Consider the following 12,889-nt stretch of genomic DNA (forward strand, 5'->3'; position numbering starts at 1 on the left):
ATCAGCCGAACTGCCCGGAGGTGACGCCGGTGCGGGTGTCGACGGTCTGCTTGGCCGAGACGTAGATGGCGTAGGCGCTGCCGATGACGACGGCGCAGATGATGCCGGCGGCCACCCACCCGATCGCCGATCCGATGCGGCCACCGCCGAAGGCGGCCAACCCTCGGGCACCGCCGGCGAGCAGGAACAGAATCGCCAGGATGACGACCATGAACGTGTACAGGCCTTGGGTGCCTTGGACGAGGTCGGCGACGGCCAGGATGCGGGTGTCGGGGAGCTGAGTCATGTCGTTTCCTTTTTCTGTGGTGGGTTATCGGGCGGGTTGTCCGGGGCTGGCTGCCACGGGAACGAGTTGTGCGGTGCCGTTGAGCAGCGGGCCGGGGTCGATGCGGGTGACGCTCCAACTGCCCGACCGCAAGGTCAGGGTCAGCGGGTACTGCTCGGTCTGCGGGGCGTAGCGGTTGGTGAGCTCGGAGACGGTCGCCAGCACCTGCACGGTGGTGCCGTCTGGGGGGGCCTGTTGGCCGGGGTCGACCATGCGAGTGGCGGCCAGGGTGGTCATCAGGACCCGTTGGCAGGTGCTGGCGGCGGTGATGCCGGAGTCGGCGGCGACGTAGCGCTCCAGGCCCCCCACGGGGGTCAGGTAGCTGTTCAGGAAGCCGGTCACGGTGTCGGAGAGCGGGTTTCCGGTGGGGCGGTTGCGGCCCTTGTCGTCGGACGCTCCGACGGGTAGGGAGGCCGAGTAGCCCAGGGGCAAGGTCGCGCCGGCCCCGCCTTCGTTGACCGTGGCCAGCAGTCCGGACGCCCGCAACCCGTACTTGCTGAACAAGACGTTGACTTGGCGCAGCGTGGTTTCGGGGGTGGCGCTGTCGTAGGCGCGTTGGTTGACGCGCACGACGACCTGCCACTGTTCGACGTCGCTGTAGGTCGCGGTGCGCACGATCTTGGCGATGACGGTGGAGTCGACCACGACCGGTGGAGTCGTGGGCAGCGAGCGCAGCTCCTCTGGCGCCCAGCAGGAGTTGAGCGCTGAGCGCTGCGCTTCGGTGACGGTCAGCAGCAGGCGCACGCAGTTGGTGGCGTACCCGCCGACGTAGTCGGTGCGGTTCACCGCGGCCCGGGCGGGACCGTCGACGTCGAGGGGTTCGTCGGTGATCCATCCCCAGATGGTGCTCAGCGCGACGATGGTGCAAGCGCCGAAGGCGATGGCCGCCAGCGTCTTTCGGATCGTGGAGCCGCCGGTATCGAGGCGCCGACGCCAGGTGTTGGTCAACATGCTTGGTGGCGTGGACATGATGGTTGGGGCCTTTCTCACAGTGGGGGGTGGCCGAGGATCTTGATGGAGGACACCGCGACGGTGTTGTCGACGGGGTCGGACCCGGCGGTGTCGGTGGTCCCGAAGTTAGGGTCTTGACTGGGCGCGGCGCTGGGCTCCGCCCCGGCAACGGGCGCGCCGAAGACACCGTCGAGCAGCCCTCCGCCCGGGGGTGGCGCTCCTGGCGTGTCGGGTGCCGGGGTGTCGGCGGGTGGGCGTGAGGTCTGCAGCACGATCATTTGGATCTGTGAGGCGAGCACTCCTTGGTCGGGACCGTTGGACGGCATGGGTTGTACGACCGGGCCGTGAGCGTTCTTGGTGTCTTGGGTGACGACGGTGCGGTCGGCGCCGTTGATGAGGATCCATTGCACGCGGGTGACGACGCGGTGGGCCATCCATTGATCTGCGCCGCTGGTGTCGGTGCCGACCCAGCCTGGCGTGATCGAGATGGCCGTGACCTTCATCGGCTTGCCGAGGTCCAAGGTCAGGACTTGTCCGTCGGAATCGCGCATGCACACCCACGCCCGTGTCGGGTCGTCGCTGGCGACGTTCTGCGCCGAAGCGGACCCGGCCTGCGGACACGGCGAGGAGGCCTGGAACGGAATCGGCACGTCCTGGGTGGGGTCGTTGACCGGCGCTGCGGCCGGCGCGGGGGGCGGTGCGACGGCGACCACGGAGGACTGGTTGGACGGGGTGGGCCCCGGCGCAGGGTCGGACTGCATGCCGATCATGGCCGCTGCCAGCCCGACGGTCACCACGGCGACGGCCCCGGCGAACCCGATGACGATGGGCTTGCTGAAACGCGCTGGCCGTGAATCTGTTTCGACGTCGCCGTGGGGTTCGTCTAAGTCATCCCCTGGGGGAGCCGCCTGGGCCCCCTCACCCGCGACGACGTCAACGCTGAAGTCGGCATCGGGGTCGTAGCCCGCGTCCGGGTCGTAGCCGGCGTCCGGGTCGTAGCCGGCGTCCGGGTCGTAGCCCGCGCCCGCGTCGTAGCCCGCGTCCGGGCCATAGTCGGCGTCCGGGTCATAGCCCGCGTCGTCAGAGTAACGGGGGTCGTGTCCGGCGTCGGGGTCATAGGTGACGTCGGGGTAGGAGTCGTAAGCGGCATCCGGGTCGTTCCCGACGTCGGGCTCGTCCGCCGCCGGTGGCGCGACGTCAGGCGGCGCGGGAGCGGTCCATTCCGACGCCGCACCCCGGTCGTTCTCCGGTCGGGCCGCAGGCCTGAGGTCGCCGTCGGAATGGAGGTTTTCGACCTTTCCTGGGGCGGTGGACTCGGCGACGACGCCGATCGGGGACGCCCCGTCCCCGTCGATGTAGGCGAGGACACGTTCTGTGTCGCTGTACCGACTGGCTCCGGTGGCGCTCGTCATCGCGCCACCGCCGCACGCGTCGCGCCGGGGGCGACGACATAGCAAACCATCCGAGCGGCACGTCGTGTGCGGCCAGGCCGCATCGGTCGTGGATCGGACGGGATGGTCTCACGGTCTGATGTCGTGATGGTCATGAAGGCTCCTTTGAGGTCTTAGAACGAGCGTAAAGGCGGCAGACACTCGCTTTCTACGTCCATAGCTAAAAGGTTTCCGGGATTGTTAGCGTCTGTTTTGTGAGCGCAATACCAAAGGACGGAACAGGTCGTCTGCTGTTTTTCCTGGAGCAGCGACTGGCGCAATTGCGTTGGACGCGGGAGGACTTGGCCACCCAGGGCGGCCCGTCGCCGTCCACGGTGTATAAGGCCATCGCCGGCGGCCGGCAGCCCACCGAGCGCACACTGGCCCGACTGGAGTTGGCGCTGGGGTGGAAGGCGGGATCGGCGCACCACATCATGTCTGGCGGTGCCCCCGCAATCTCGATAACCCATGAGGTCACGGCCGTTGCGTCACGGATCGACCAGGAGCTTGCCCGGGGCGAATCCTCCGGTGTCGGGCGCACCGCCAAGGAGTTGCGCGAGTTTCTCTTGGGCGTCGCACAAGGGTTGGAGCGCTTCTACTCTGGTACTGAGCACACGGCGGCGGAGGTGCTCGATGTCAACGCCAGCTGACCGGTTCGACGAACTCCGCCGCAAGTGGATCGCCCGGCATCAACACACTTTCATATTCCAGAAGAGACGGGCCGAAATTCTGGCCCGACAAATTCGCGACCGCGCGCAAGAATTGAGCGGAGCGCGGGTTGACGCTGCCGATGACGACGTAATTCATCCGCTTTTGATGCGTCCGGTGAAAACGCCGTACGCCGGTGTGGACATGGCTATCGTCGCGGTCGCCGCGGTCCTGGCCCCGCTGGGCTGGCCCGTTGGCCGCTGGGTGCACAAGACGGTGGTACAGCTAATTCCCGAGTCGCTGCGCTCCTACCCCGTGGCGGCCTTCATGTGGGCCGCTGTCATCACCGGTCTCCCCGTCGTCCTGCTCTACGAACCGGGCCCCACGCTGACCCACACCGTGCTCGTCCCGTGGCTGCTGGGTCAGCTGCCGGCGACAGCGCTCACCGCCGGCGTTTACGGCATCCTCGACGGCTGGCTGGCCGTGGACGGGTCCCGCGACTGGTGGCCGATGCGCCCACCGGCGGCTGTGGAAAGCGTCGACTTCGGGTTCGAGGTCGACGCCCTGCCGATGCCGGAGATCTTCGACACCTTCCCCGCTCCGCCGCTCGGCGAACGCACCCCGTTCGCGCGTGAACGCCCCACGAGGGAGGACCGATGACCTACAAACCACCCCCTACGCCGTTCTGCGGCTTCGTCCGCAACAAGGACACCAACGCCCGTGCCGTCGCCGAGTCCGGCCCGATGGTGCTGGTGTCCGCACCGACCGGAACCGGCAAGACGCGCAGCGTCTTGGCGCCCGCAGCGGTGCTGTGGCGAGGACCGGCCGTCGTCGTCAGCTCCAAGGACGACCTGTTTCAGCTTGTCGCGCAACGCCGATACGGCCCGCACGCGCTGATCGACCTACGACCCGACTACGACGCCACCTACCCGGGTGTCACTGCAATGTCATTCGATCCCACGAAGATGATCAGCACCCCCGACCAGGCGGTGACCGCGGCCAACACGATGATGCAGATGTCGGCCGTGGGCATGGGGTCCGGCGCGGACTCGGTCTCCGACGCCGGGATCTGGGAGTCCAACACCGAAGGCCCCTTGGCCGCAATGCTGTTCGCCGCCTCGCAGAACGAGAAGGGGATGGACTGGGTACTGCTGGCCGTCGACAACATGGAGTGGGACGACGAAAAGCTCCCCGTGGAGCCGGGCTGGCAGTTGGCGGCGATGGCGGTGGACAACTATCCGCTGTTCTACAACGCGCTGCGCCGCACCTTGGACATGGATCCCAAGCAACGCGACAGCATCGCGTTGACCATGCGCAAGGCGGTGATGCCGTGGATGCGCCTGTCGTTGCGCGGGAATCAGCCCGAGCCGTTCACCGCCGACTTCCTCGACGATCCCACGGCCACGCTCTACGTCCTGTCCTCTCCGGAGGGCGCCATCGCCGGAGCCGCGGTCACCCTGCTGGAGAACCTGGTGAAGCTGTGGCGGGCCAAGACCGCCCGCAAGGAGATGAGCCACCGACTGCTTATCGTGATCGACGAGGCCGCCAACGTCGCCCCGATGCCCGCGCTACGACGCCATGTGGGTGAGGGTCGCGGACTTGGCGTGAATCTGCTTCTGGCAGTGCAGGCGTCCAGCCAGTTCGACACCGTGTACGGCAGCGCGTACGCCAACGAGCTGCGCGACATCTTTCCCGCCGTGCTGATCCTGTTCGGCGCCCCGGAGATGGAGATTCTGCGCCGAGCCGAGGAGTGGAGTCTGCTCACCACCCGCCGGCAAGAATCGTTCGATCAAGCGAGCGGGTCGAAAACGCTTTCGTCGAACACCGACAGCACGCTGGACTATCGCCGACTCCTCCCCACCAACAGGAACCGCGCCAGGCTGGTCCTGCGCGGGACACCGGGAATCGAAACCGAGTTGGAGGACTGGTCGGACTTCACCCGGCTGCTCGACGAGCAAGCTCGGCGCACCGCGTCGGCCGGAACCGCTGCCTCCTCGCACCGTGGTTCGGTGTGGACGCAGATCACCGAGCGTCATCATCAAGCGGTCGAGGCGAGCAGGGGACCGCGATGACCGCGGCGTCACGGGCCCAGCCGTGCTCTCCGGTGTCGCCGAACGCGCGGCGTCCTGCCGAGAGGGCGGCGCTGCAGGCTCTCGTCCTGGAGGTTCTCGCCTGCAACGACACGTCGTCGACGGCCGCGGTGCGCGACGCGCTCAACCACCCTGACACCAGCGGCCAGCACGTCGTCATCGAGCAGGTCTACGCGTCCTTGGTTGCGCTGGAGCACAAGGGGTTGGTGCGTCGGAGCACCAACGCCGCCGGGACCCGTCCGCTCTGGGAGCTGTGCTCTCCAGAGTGCCCACCCCCAACACCGAGGTCACACACGATGCCCAGCACCGTCACCGCCACTGTCACCGCCCCCGCCGCACTGGCGGACGTACCGACACCGGCAACGATCGAGGACCGCCTCGCGCGGATCGACTCTGTAGGGCAGGCACATCGCCTCGCCGAAGTCGTCCTCGAGAAGTGGGACAGCGGTGTCTGGCAGCAGTGGAGACCCGTGGCCGCCGCACCGCTCGCCGGGTGGCTCTACACCGCGAGCCGCCACGATGTCAGCGAAAGGGTCGACTGGATCCTGCGCGGACTGGCCCACCGAGCGCACTGGGTCCGCGCGGCCCGGTACGTCGAGCACGATCGACAGCTCCACGACAGCTTGCGGTCCGTCGCACGGCTCGACGACCGCCAGTTCGCCGACGTCGGCTGGACGCTGGTCCTGGCACTGCTGCCGTGGTCAGCCTGCGCAGGCAATCAGCCCTCGCCGCCGTTCACGGAGGCACGGTGACACCGCGGCGCGGCCCGTGGCTCAGCGGGTTGATTCTGGCCCTGCTCGGCACGGTCTGGATGGTGGGCCAAGTCGTCGGCGGCCTGATTTCCATGGCGGGAGACCTGATGACGACGTTCCCGTCCGGCCCCACTCCCGGCGTCGGTTCGACCACCGCCGGGCTAGCCCCATAGACCGGAAGGGTCACGCACAATGATCGTCGAAATTCGAACAGCCGCAGAGGCTCTCGCCGTGGCAGACCGTCTCCTGGCCGCACGCCGAGGGGACGCCGCCCTCTGGAGGTCCTACGCGACCTCTCCGTTGGCGGCCGTCCTGCTGACAACTGCGCATGCCAACGCTGGGTTCGCCGATCTGGCCGCGGTCCGCGACCTGCTGGTCGGGACCTCCTCGGAGTCCGACCACGACCTCGAATCACGGTGGGGGAGCGTGGCAGATCGCTGCCCTCACCGCTTGCTGGGCGACGGGCTGCTGCTCAACGTGGCCGGCCTTTCGCCCGTGCAGCGTGACTCGCTGCTCGTGACGGCCCTCGACGCGCTGACGCTCGCATGACGACCCACGGGCCCAACACGGCCCCCTTACGCCGCCCCGACGACACGGTGAGGACAATATGGCCCGCAAACGCAAAGACGCTGAACAGCCGGATTTGTTCAGCCTCTTCGACGAGGAGGGTGGCGGTGACCAGTCCCGAGATCGCCCAGACCGTGGCCGAGGTCTACCGCGAGCATCTGAGCCTGCCGGCCGAGTGGACCCCGGCGCAACGGCAGTCCTTCCTGGACAAGACCGCGGCCACACTGAGCCGCCAAGTCGCGGAGCTGGCGGCGGAGCTGGGGGAGCAGGCCGTCCAGGAGTGGACGACCAGCCACGGCGAGCATCCGGACTACCTGACCAAGGTCGGGCTGCTCAACACCGCGATGCTCTCGGCGAAGGAGATCGTGCTGTCCCAGCAGCTCTACGAGCTGATCCCGCCGCCGGAGACGCCCAGCGGGGACCTCGACCTGCCGAGCTCCACCGAGACGCTGCCGTGGACGCAGCGCTGGACACACACGCAGCACCGCACAGAGCCGACCGAGGAGCTGGAGGAGCTGGTGGCCAGTCTGTGGCCGGCCCCGCAGTTTTCGGCCGTGTTCCGGATCAAGGCGGGGTATCTTCTGGCCGCGCGAGCCGAGGACCAGCTGCCGCTGCCCCGCCAGGCCCACGACCCGCTGACCGAGGAACTGGCGCAGCTAGTGTTCCAGGATCTGCGCGACGACGGGCTGCCCGCCCGCTAGAGGCGCAAGGCTCGCTGTTCGACGAGCCGGACCAGCCCACCGACCCTCGTGTCGTCGACCCCGGCGGCGCTGACCTGCCCGCTCCGACACCGCCGCGGGCACCGGTACTACCCGAGTCGGTCGACGTGGAATCAGAGCTGGGCAGCTCGGCGGACTTCCCGGCCAGCACCGAGGTGTTGGTGCCGTCGGGGCCCAAGGCGCGCGCGCGGGCCAACATCGCGGCCTTGGAGCTGGTGACGCGGTTGCAGGCAGCCGAGCGGCCTGCCACCCCGGCCGAGCAGCGCGTCTTGGCGGCGTGGTCGGGGTGGGGGGCGGTCCCGGAGGTCTTCGACACCCGCAACGAGGGCTTCGCTCCCGAACGGGACCGTCTGCGCGAGCTTCTGCCCCGTGATCAGTATCGCCAGGCCGAGGCGTCGATCCTCAACGCCCACTACACCGATCCGGCGGTCGTCGCCGCGATCTGGGAGGGGTTGCGCCGCGCAGGTTTCCGAGGCGGGCGGGTGCTCGAACCTGGCTGTGGGAGCGGCCACTTCATCGGGCATGCCCCCGCCGACGCAGTGATGGTCGGCGTCGAGAACGATCCGATCACCGCCGCGATCGCCGCGGCGCTCTATCCCTCGGCGCAGATCCGCAACGAGGGCTTCGAGACCACCCGGGTCCCGGAGAACAGCTTCGCCGCCACGGTGGGCAACGTGCCGTTCGGCCGGTTCGTGGTCCACGACCCCGCGCACAACGCTGCCCGGCACTCGATCCACAACCACTTCATCAACAAGTCGTTGGCCTTGACCGCACCCGGCGGGTACGTCGCGGTCCTCACCAGCCGGTACACGATGGATTCGGCCTCGGATGCCGCTCGACGCGACATCGCCGAACGCGGCGAGCTGATCGGGGCGTTGCGGTTGCCGTCGCGTGCGTTCAGCCGGGTGGCGGGCACCGAGGTGGTGACCGATCTGCTGGTGTTGCGCCGGCGCACTGAGCCGGTCGACCTGCGCGCTGAGCGCCCGCTCTGGCTGGACACCGCTCGCATTGCAATCGACGGTGCCGACGCCGACACCGCCGCCCCCATCGCGGTCAACGCGTACTTCCACGAAAACCCGCACCACGTCTTGGGCAGGATGGAGGTTGGTCACGGTCTGCACGGCAGCCCAAATCTGCGCGTCGAGGGCAGCACGGGCGCTGAGCTCGCCGCCCAGGTGTCGGCCCGCCTGGGCTCGATGGTCGACGCGGCGCTGACGCGCGGAGCGGGGCTGACCGCCACGGCCGAGGACCTGACGGTGGTGTCCCCGCAGAGCTTCGACCCGGGACTGATCGTGGCCGCCCACCAGGGCGAGCAGACCGGGTTGTTCACGTTGCGCTACAGCGCCGAGACCCAGCGCATCGAATATTGGTCGGGCCACAGCTGGGAAATCCACGACACCCCCAAGACGCTGATCCCCGAGACGCGGGAGTTGATCGCGCTCCGCGACGCCGCCAACAGCCTCATCGTCTCTCAGCGCGACGGGCGTCCCGTCGCCGAACGCGATCAGCTGCGTGGCCATCTGAATCATCTCTACGACTCCTACGTGCGCCGCCACGGTCCGGTCAACCGGTTCAGCTGGGTACGGCCCAAGGAGGTGACCCAGGAGCGCCACGACGAGAAGGTCGCTGCCGAAGAGGCGAAGTGGCGCGCCACGGAAGGGGAACCCGGGCAGCCCTACCGCGGCCCGGTGCCCCCTGAGCTGCTCGCCAAATGGGACACCGACGCCTGGAAGACCTCCGCGCCCCACAAGAAGCGACGACACCTCGAAGGCGGCATGCGCCACGATCCCGGCTGGGCGGTGGTGTCCTCGCTGGAGATCTTCGACGAAGCCACCGGCCAGGCGCGCAAAGCCGAAATCTTCTCCACCGATCTGGTGTCCGCGCGCGTGGAACAGCTCAGCGCCGCCGGCCCGGAGGAAGCCCTGGCGATGAGCCTGGACCGGGCACGTCGCGTCGACCTGGATTTGATTGCAGGTTTGCTCGACGTCGACACCGCCACGGCTCGCAATCTGTTGGCCGGCTTGGTCTATCCCGACCTCGACGACCCCGCCGAGCTGGTTCCGGCCACGGTGGCGCTGTCGGGCAACGTGCGACAGAAGCTGGCCGCGGCCCTCGCGGCGTCGCACACCAACCCGGTCTACGACGACTACGTGGCGGCGCTGCGCGAGGTGATGCCCGTCGACCGCACCGCCGAAGAGATCAGGGTGCGCCCGGGCGCGCCCTGGATTCCCACCGATGTCGTCGCCCAGTTCGCCACGGAGACCTTCGGCCTCAAGTCGGCCACCGTCGACCACGTCGGCGGTCGTTGGGTGGTCGACGTACCGTCGTATCACCGTTTCGGCCGTCTCATGACCGAAACGTGGGGCTTGCCACGCAAGGGGTCCGACGCGGTCAGTCTGCTTGAGGCGGTATGCAATTCGCGCAGCGTCGTCGTCACCGACGACACGGGTGTGCTCGACGTGGAGGCCACCTTCGCCGCGCAGGCGAAGGCAACCAAGATCAGCGAGGAATTCAGCCGGTGGGTGTTCGCCGACGAAGCCCGCCGTGAACCCCTCGTGGCCGAATACAACCGGCGTTTCAATTCCTTGAGGGCTCCGCGTTACGACGGGTCGCACCTGTCGTTGCCGGGGCTGTCGGATCGGTTCGTGCCGCACTTCTATCAGCGCAATGCCGTCGCGAGGATAATCTCCGAGCCCACAACACTTCTCGACCATGTCGTCGGTTCTGGGAAGACGGGGACCATGGTCATGGGGGCGATGGAACTCAAGCGGTTGGGACTAGTGCGCCAGCCCTGGATCGTCGTGCCGAATTCGATCATCGACCAGGTGGGCCGGGAGGCCAAGCAGTGGTATCCGGCGGCCAACGTCTTGCTCGGATCGGCCGCGACCACCGCCGAGGGCCGGCGCCGTTTGATCGCCCAGTCCGCAGCCAGCGACTGGGACATCGTGATCATTCCCGAGTCCGCTTTCACCAAAATCAAAGTCTCAGATCGCATTCGCGCCGATTACATCGACGATCAGCTCGACACGTTGCGTACTCAGCTCGAACAAGCCGACAGCGACCGGTCCAAGAAGGCCATCGAGCGGTCCCTCAAGTCGACGAAGGAACGCCTGGAGCGCCTGACGGCTCAGGACGCCAAGGACACCGGGCTGAACTTTGAAAATAGCGGTGCAGACTACCTTTTCGTTGACGAGGCCCACTATTACAAGAATCTGCAGCGTGTCTGCAACATCCCGGAGCTGAACTGCACGAACTCCTCCGAACGCGCCGAGGACCTGGCCCTGAAGCTGCGGGTGTTGCGCGACCGGCGGCGCGAGGAGGCCAAGGCGGCCGGCATTCCGGCGCACCGCGTCGTCGAGCGGGTCGCCACCCTCGCCACCGGAACCCCGATCGCCAACTCATTGGGCGAATTGTGGGTCATGCAAACATATTTGCGCCCCGACCTGCTGGAAGCCGCCGGAGTGGCCGACCTCGGGGACTGGGGGGCTGCGTTCACCGCCACGCACACGACGGTGGAGGTGAACGCCACCGGCACGAAGCTGCGTCCGGTCACGCGAGTCGGCAAGTTCACCAACCTGCCCGAACTGCTGGCACTGTCGTCGGTGTACTCCGACGTCGTCACCCGTGACCAGGTGCCAGTCGAGCTGCCGACGCTGATCGGCGGACAACGCCAGACGATCGTGCTGCAACACGACATCGAGGTCGTCGACTTCATCGCCGACCTGGGCTACCGGGCCGATCATCTCGACGCCAAGGCACCTCAGCGCGACAACATCCTCAAGATCGCCAACGACGGCCGCAACGCCTCGTTGGACCCCCGCCTGGCGCATCTGGACGCGCCGACCGCCAGCCGGGCCGCGGCGGTCGCCGAGGCCATGATGCGGACCTACCGGGCCACCGAGGATCGGGAGTACCGCCATCCGCAGACCGGTGAGGTGATGCCCAATCGCGGCAGTCTGCAGGTCGCGTTCTGCGATCGAGGGACGCCGTCGACCGATCCCGAGCAGTTCACCATCTACGCCGCGATCAAGGACGAGCTGGTGGCCCGCGGCATGCCGGCAGAGAAGATCCGGTTCGTCCACGAGGCGCGCAAGCCCCACGAGGTGGGTCTGCTGCGCGATCAATGCATCAACGGCGAGGTCGCCGTGCTGATCGGCAGCACCGAGAAGATGGGCACCGGCTGGAACATTCAGACCCGGCTGGCCGCGCTCGATCATGTCGACGTCCCCTGGCGCCCAGCGGATCTGGAGCAACGCGAAGGCCGAATCCTGCGCCAGGGCAACCAGAATCTCGACGGGGTCGAGATCCGCACCTACGTCACCGAAGGTACCTACGACACCGTCATGTGGCAGAAGGTGCAAGCCAAGTCGCTGTTCATCGATCAGGTACGCCGCAACGAGGTGGGCGACACCGAGATCGAGGACCTCTCCGGCGGGGACATCGGTGCCGCCGCAGCCGAGACAAAGGCACTGGCCACCGGTGATCCGCGCTATCTACGCCAGGTCGAGCTCGACGACCAGGTGCGGCGTCTACAGGCCTTGGAACGCGCCCACCACGAAGCCGTCCGCCGCCGTGACTGGCTGGTCGAAACCCACGAGCGCACCATTCCACGCAAGGAACGCCAACTCGCCGAATTGGCGCCGATAGCCGCACGGGTGGCCACCCACGCGGCCGCCAAGGAGGCTCCGGCTGTCGTCGTGGGCGGCGTGGCCGCCACGGACAAGGGCGTCATCTCCGAACGGTTGGCTGGCGCCTGCCGCCGTGCCTTCACCGACGGACGCGACCGAGGCGCCTCGCAGTACAGCCACCTCGGCGTGACGGTGGACGGGGTGGACGTGCTGGCGGCCCGCGACCTCACCCATGACTCGCTGCTGCTGCGCCTCGCGACGTCCTCGCGCATCACCGAAGTGAAGAAGGACGACCTGCTGGCCACCACCGCAGAGGCTTCCGGCGCCAAGTCCCGTGGACTTCTCACCCGGGTGGAGAACTTGTACCTGGACCTGCCACGCCTGCAGGCCACGTTGACCAGCGAGCTGGACCAGGACCGCGCGGAGCTGGCCGACCTGCTGGCCCATCCACCGGCCCCGTTCGAGTTCACCGGCGAACTGACCGACCGCCAAGCAGAGTTGGCCACGTTGACTCTGGAGCTGAGGTTGGCCGCCGAAAGCCCCGAAGCCAAGGCCAAAGCCGCAGCGGCGCAGGCACGGATGGCCCAGCGAGGCCGTGAGCCGGGGTGGTCGCTGCTGCACAATCCGACGCCGTACGTGGTGGAGGAGATGGGGTTCCGCAGCGCGGGCGATCTGCGGGACGCGGTGCGTCAGAGCGAGCTTCGCGCCGCGGTCGCCGTGGCGGAGCTCCCCGAGCGCCGGTCGTCGACCAGCAAGGAGGACGTGATGGTGTTGCGTGC

The 12,889-nt window shown here is 67.9% G+C and carries 12 protein-coding genes; 8 read left to right on the forward strand and 4 right to left on the reverse strand.

What is annotated here, in order from left to right; translation table 11 throughout:
• Position 1 precedes the first annotated feature (1 nt).
• The 3 genes from B1790_RS23605 to B1790_RS35075 are packed head-to-tail and all read right to left on the reverse strand — an operon-like array spanning position 2 to position 2,688.
• Complete coding sequence (locus B1790_RS23605) at positions 2–286, reverse strand: glycosyl transferase family 39 (RefSeq protein ID WP_079925717.1); 285 nt, start codon at positions 284–286, stop codon at positions 2–4.
• A gap of 24 nt (positions 287–310) precedes the next feature.
• Entirely contained in the window at positions 311–1,294 is a 984-nt protein-coding gene (locus B1790_RS23610) for a conjugal transfer protein (protein ID WP_079925718.1), read from the reverse strand.
• A 17-nt stretch (positions 1,295–1,311) separates the two neighbouring features.
• Positions 1,312–2,688, reverse strand: coding sequence for a hypothetical protein (locus tag B1790_RS35075; RefSeq protein WP_079925719.1), 1,377 nt, complete (start codon positions 2,686–2,688; stop codon positions 1,312–1,314).
• Positions 2,689–2,921: 233 nt separating this feature from the next.
• Between B1790_RS35075 and B1790_RS23620 the strand changes: the two genes are divergently transcribed.
• Complete coding sequence (locus tag B1790_RS23620) at positions 2,922–3,356, forward strand: helix-turn-helix transcriptional regulator (RefSeq protein ID WP_158083873.1); 435 nt, start codon at positions 2,922–2,924, stop codon at positions 3,354–3,356.
• Here the strand turns inward: B1790_RS23620 and B1790_RS35415 are convergent.
• Positions 3,343–3,513 carry a hypothetical protein gene (locus B1790_RS35415; RefSeq protein WP_233165284.1) on the reverse strand — a complete coding sequence of 57 codons (171 nt, stop codon included), beginning with the start codon at positions 3,511–3,513 and terminating at the stop codon, positions 3,343–3,345. The two genes, B1790_RS23620 and B1790_RS35415, sit on opposite strands and share 14 nt — an antisense overlap.
• Before the next feature lie 45 nt (positions 3,514–3,558).
• Between B1790_RS35415 and B1790_RS23625 the strand changes: the two genes are divergently transcribed.
• The 7 genes from B1790_RS23625 to B1790_RS23650 all read left to right on the forward strand — a co-directional run.
• Positions 3,559–4,014: a hypothetical protein gene (locus B1790_RS23625; RefSeq protein ID WP_233165285.1), complete on the forward strand. Its 456-nt coding sequence runs from the start codon at positions 3,559–3,561 to the stop codon at positions 4,012–4,014.
• Positions 4,011–5,426, forward strand: coding sequence for a type IV secretory system conjugative DNA transfer family protein (locus B1790_RS23630; protein ID WP_079925722.1), 1,416 nt, complete (start codon positions 4,011–4,013; stop codon positions 5,424–5,426). The genes B1790_RS23625 and B1790_RS23630 overlap by 4 nt, the downstream gene beginning before the upstream one ends.
• A complete protein-coding gene (locus B1790_RS23635) occupies positions 5,423–6,196 on the forward strand; it encodes a hypothetical protein (RefSeq protein ID WP_079925723.1) in 774 nt (257 codons plus the stop codon). Before B1790_RS23630 ends, B1790_RS23635 begins: the two co-directional genes overlap by 4 nt.
• Positions 6,193–6,369, forward strand: coding sequence for a hypothetical protein (locus B1790_RS34785; protein ID WP_158083874.1), 177 nt, complete (start codon positions 6,193–6,195; stop codon positions 6,367–6,369). Before B1790_RS23635 ends, B1790_RS34785 begins: the two co-directional genes overlap by 4 nt.
• Before the next feature lie 58 nt (positions 6,370–6,427).
• Entirely contained in the window at positions 6,428–6,745 is a 318-nt protein-coding gene (locus tag B1790_RS23640; RefSeq protein ID WP_079925724.1) for a hypothetical protein, read from the forward strand.
• A 125-nt stretch (positions 6,746–6,870) separates the two neighbouring features.
• Positions 6,871–7,464 (forward strand): hypothetical protein, encoded by a 594-nt coding sequence (locus B1790_RS23645; protein ID WP_079925726.1) that lies wholly within the window; start codon positions 6,871–6,873, stop codon positions 7,462–7,464.
• Positions 7,465–7,589: 125 nt separating this feature from the next.
• Positions 7,590–12,889, forward strand: a 5,300-nt coding sequence (locus B1790_RS23650) for a DEAD/DEAH box helicase family protein (protein ID WP_233165286.1), incomplete at its 3' end; no start/stop codon positions are given.

This window comes from Mycobacterium sp. AT1 (genome assembly GCF_002043095.1).
Taxonomy (GTDB): domain Bacteria; phylum Actinomycetota; class Actinomycetes; order Mycobacteriales; family Mycobacteriaceae; genus Mycobacterium.

Coding starts and splice junctions, on each gene's coding strand:
- B1790_RS23635 (WP_079925723.1), top strand. CDS start 5,423: ATGACCGCGGCGTCACGGGCCCAGCCGTGCTCTCCGGTGTCGCCGAAC.
- B1790_RS35415 (WP_233165284.1), bottom strand. CDS start 3,513: ATGAATTACGTCGTCATCGGCAGCGTCAACCCGCGCTCCGCTCAATTC.
- B1790_RS23605 (WP_079925717.1), bottom strand. CDS start 286: ATGACTCAGCTCCCCGACACCCGCATCCTGGCCGTCGCCGACCTCGTC.
- B1790_RS35075 (WP_079925719.1), bottom strand. CDS start 2,688: ATGACGAGCGCCACCGGAGCCAGTCGGTACAGCGACACAGAACGTGTC.
- B1790_RS23625 (WP_233165285.1), top strand. CDS start 3,559: ATGGCTATCGTCGCGGTCGCCGCGGTCCTGGCCCCGCTGGGCTGGCCC.
- B1790_RS23610 (WP_079925718.1), bottom strand. CDS start 1,294: ATGTCCACGCCACCAAGCATGTTGACCAACACCTGGCGTCGGCGCCTC.
- B1790_RS23630 (WP_079925722.1), top strand. CDS start 4,011: ATGACCTACAAACCACCCCCTACGCCGTTCTGCGGCTTCGTCCGCAAC.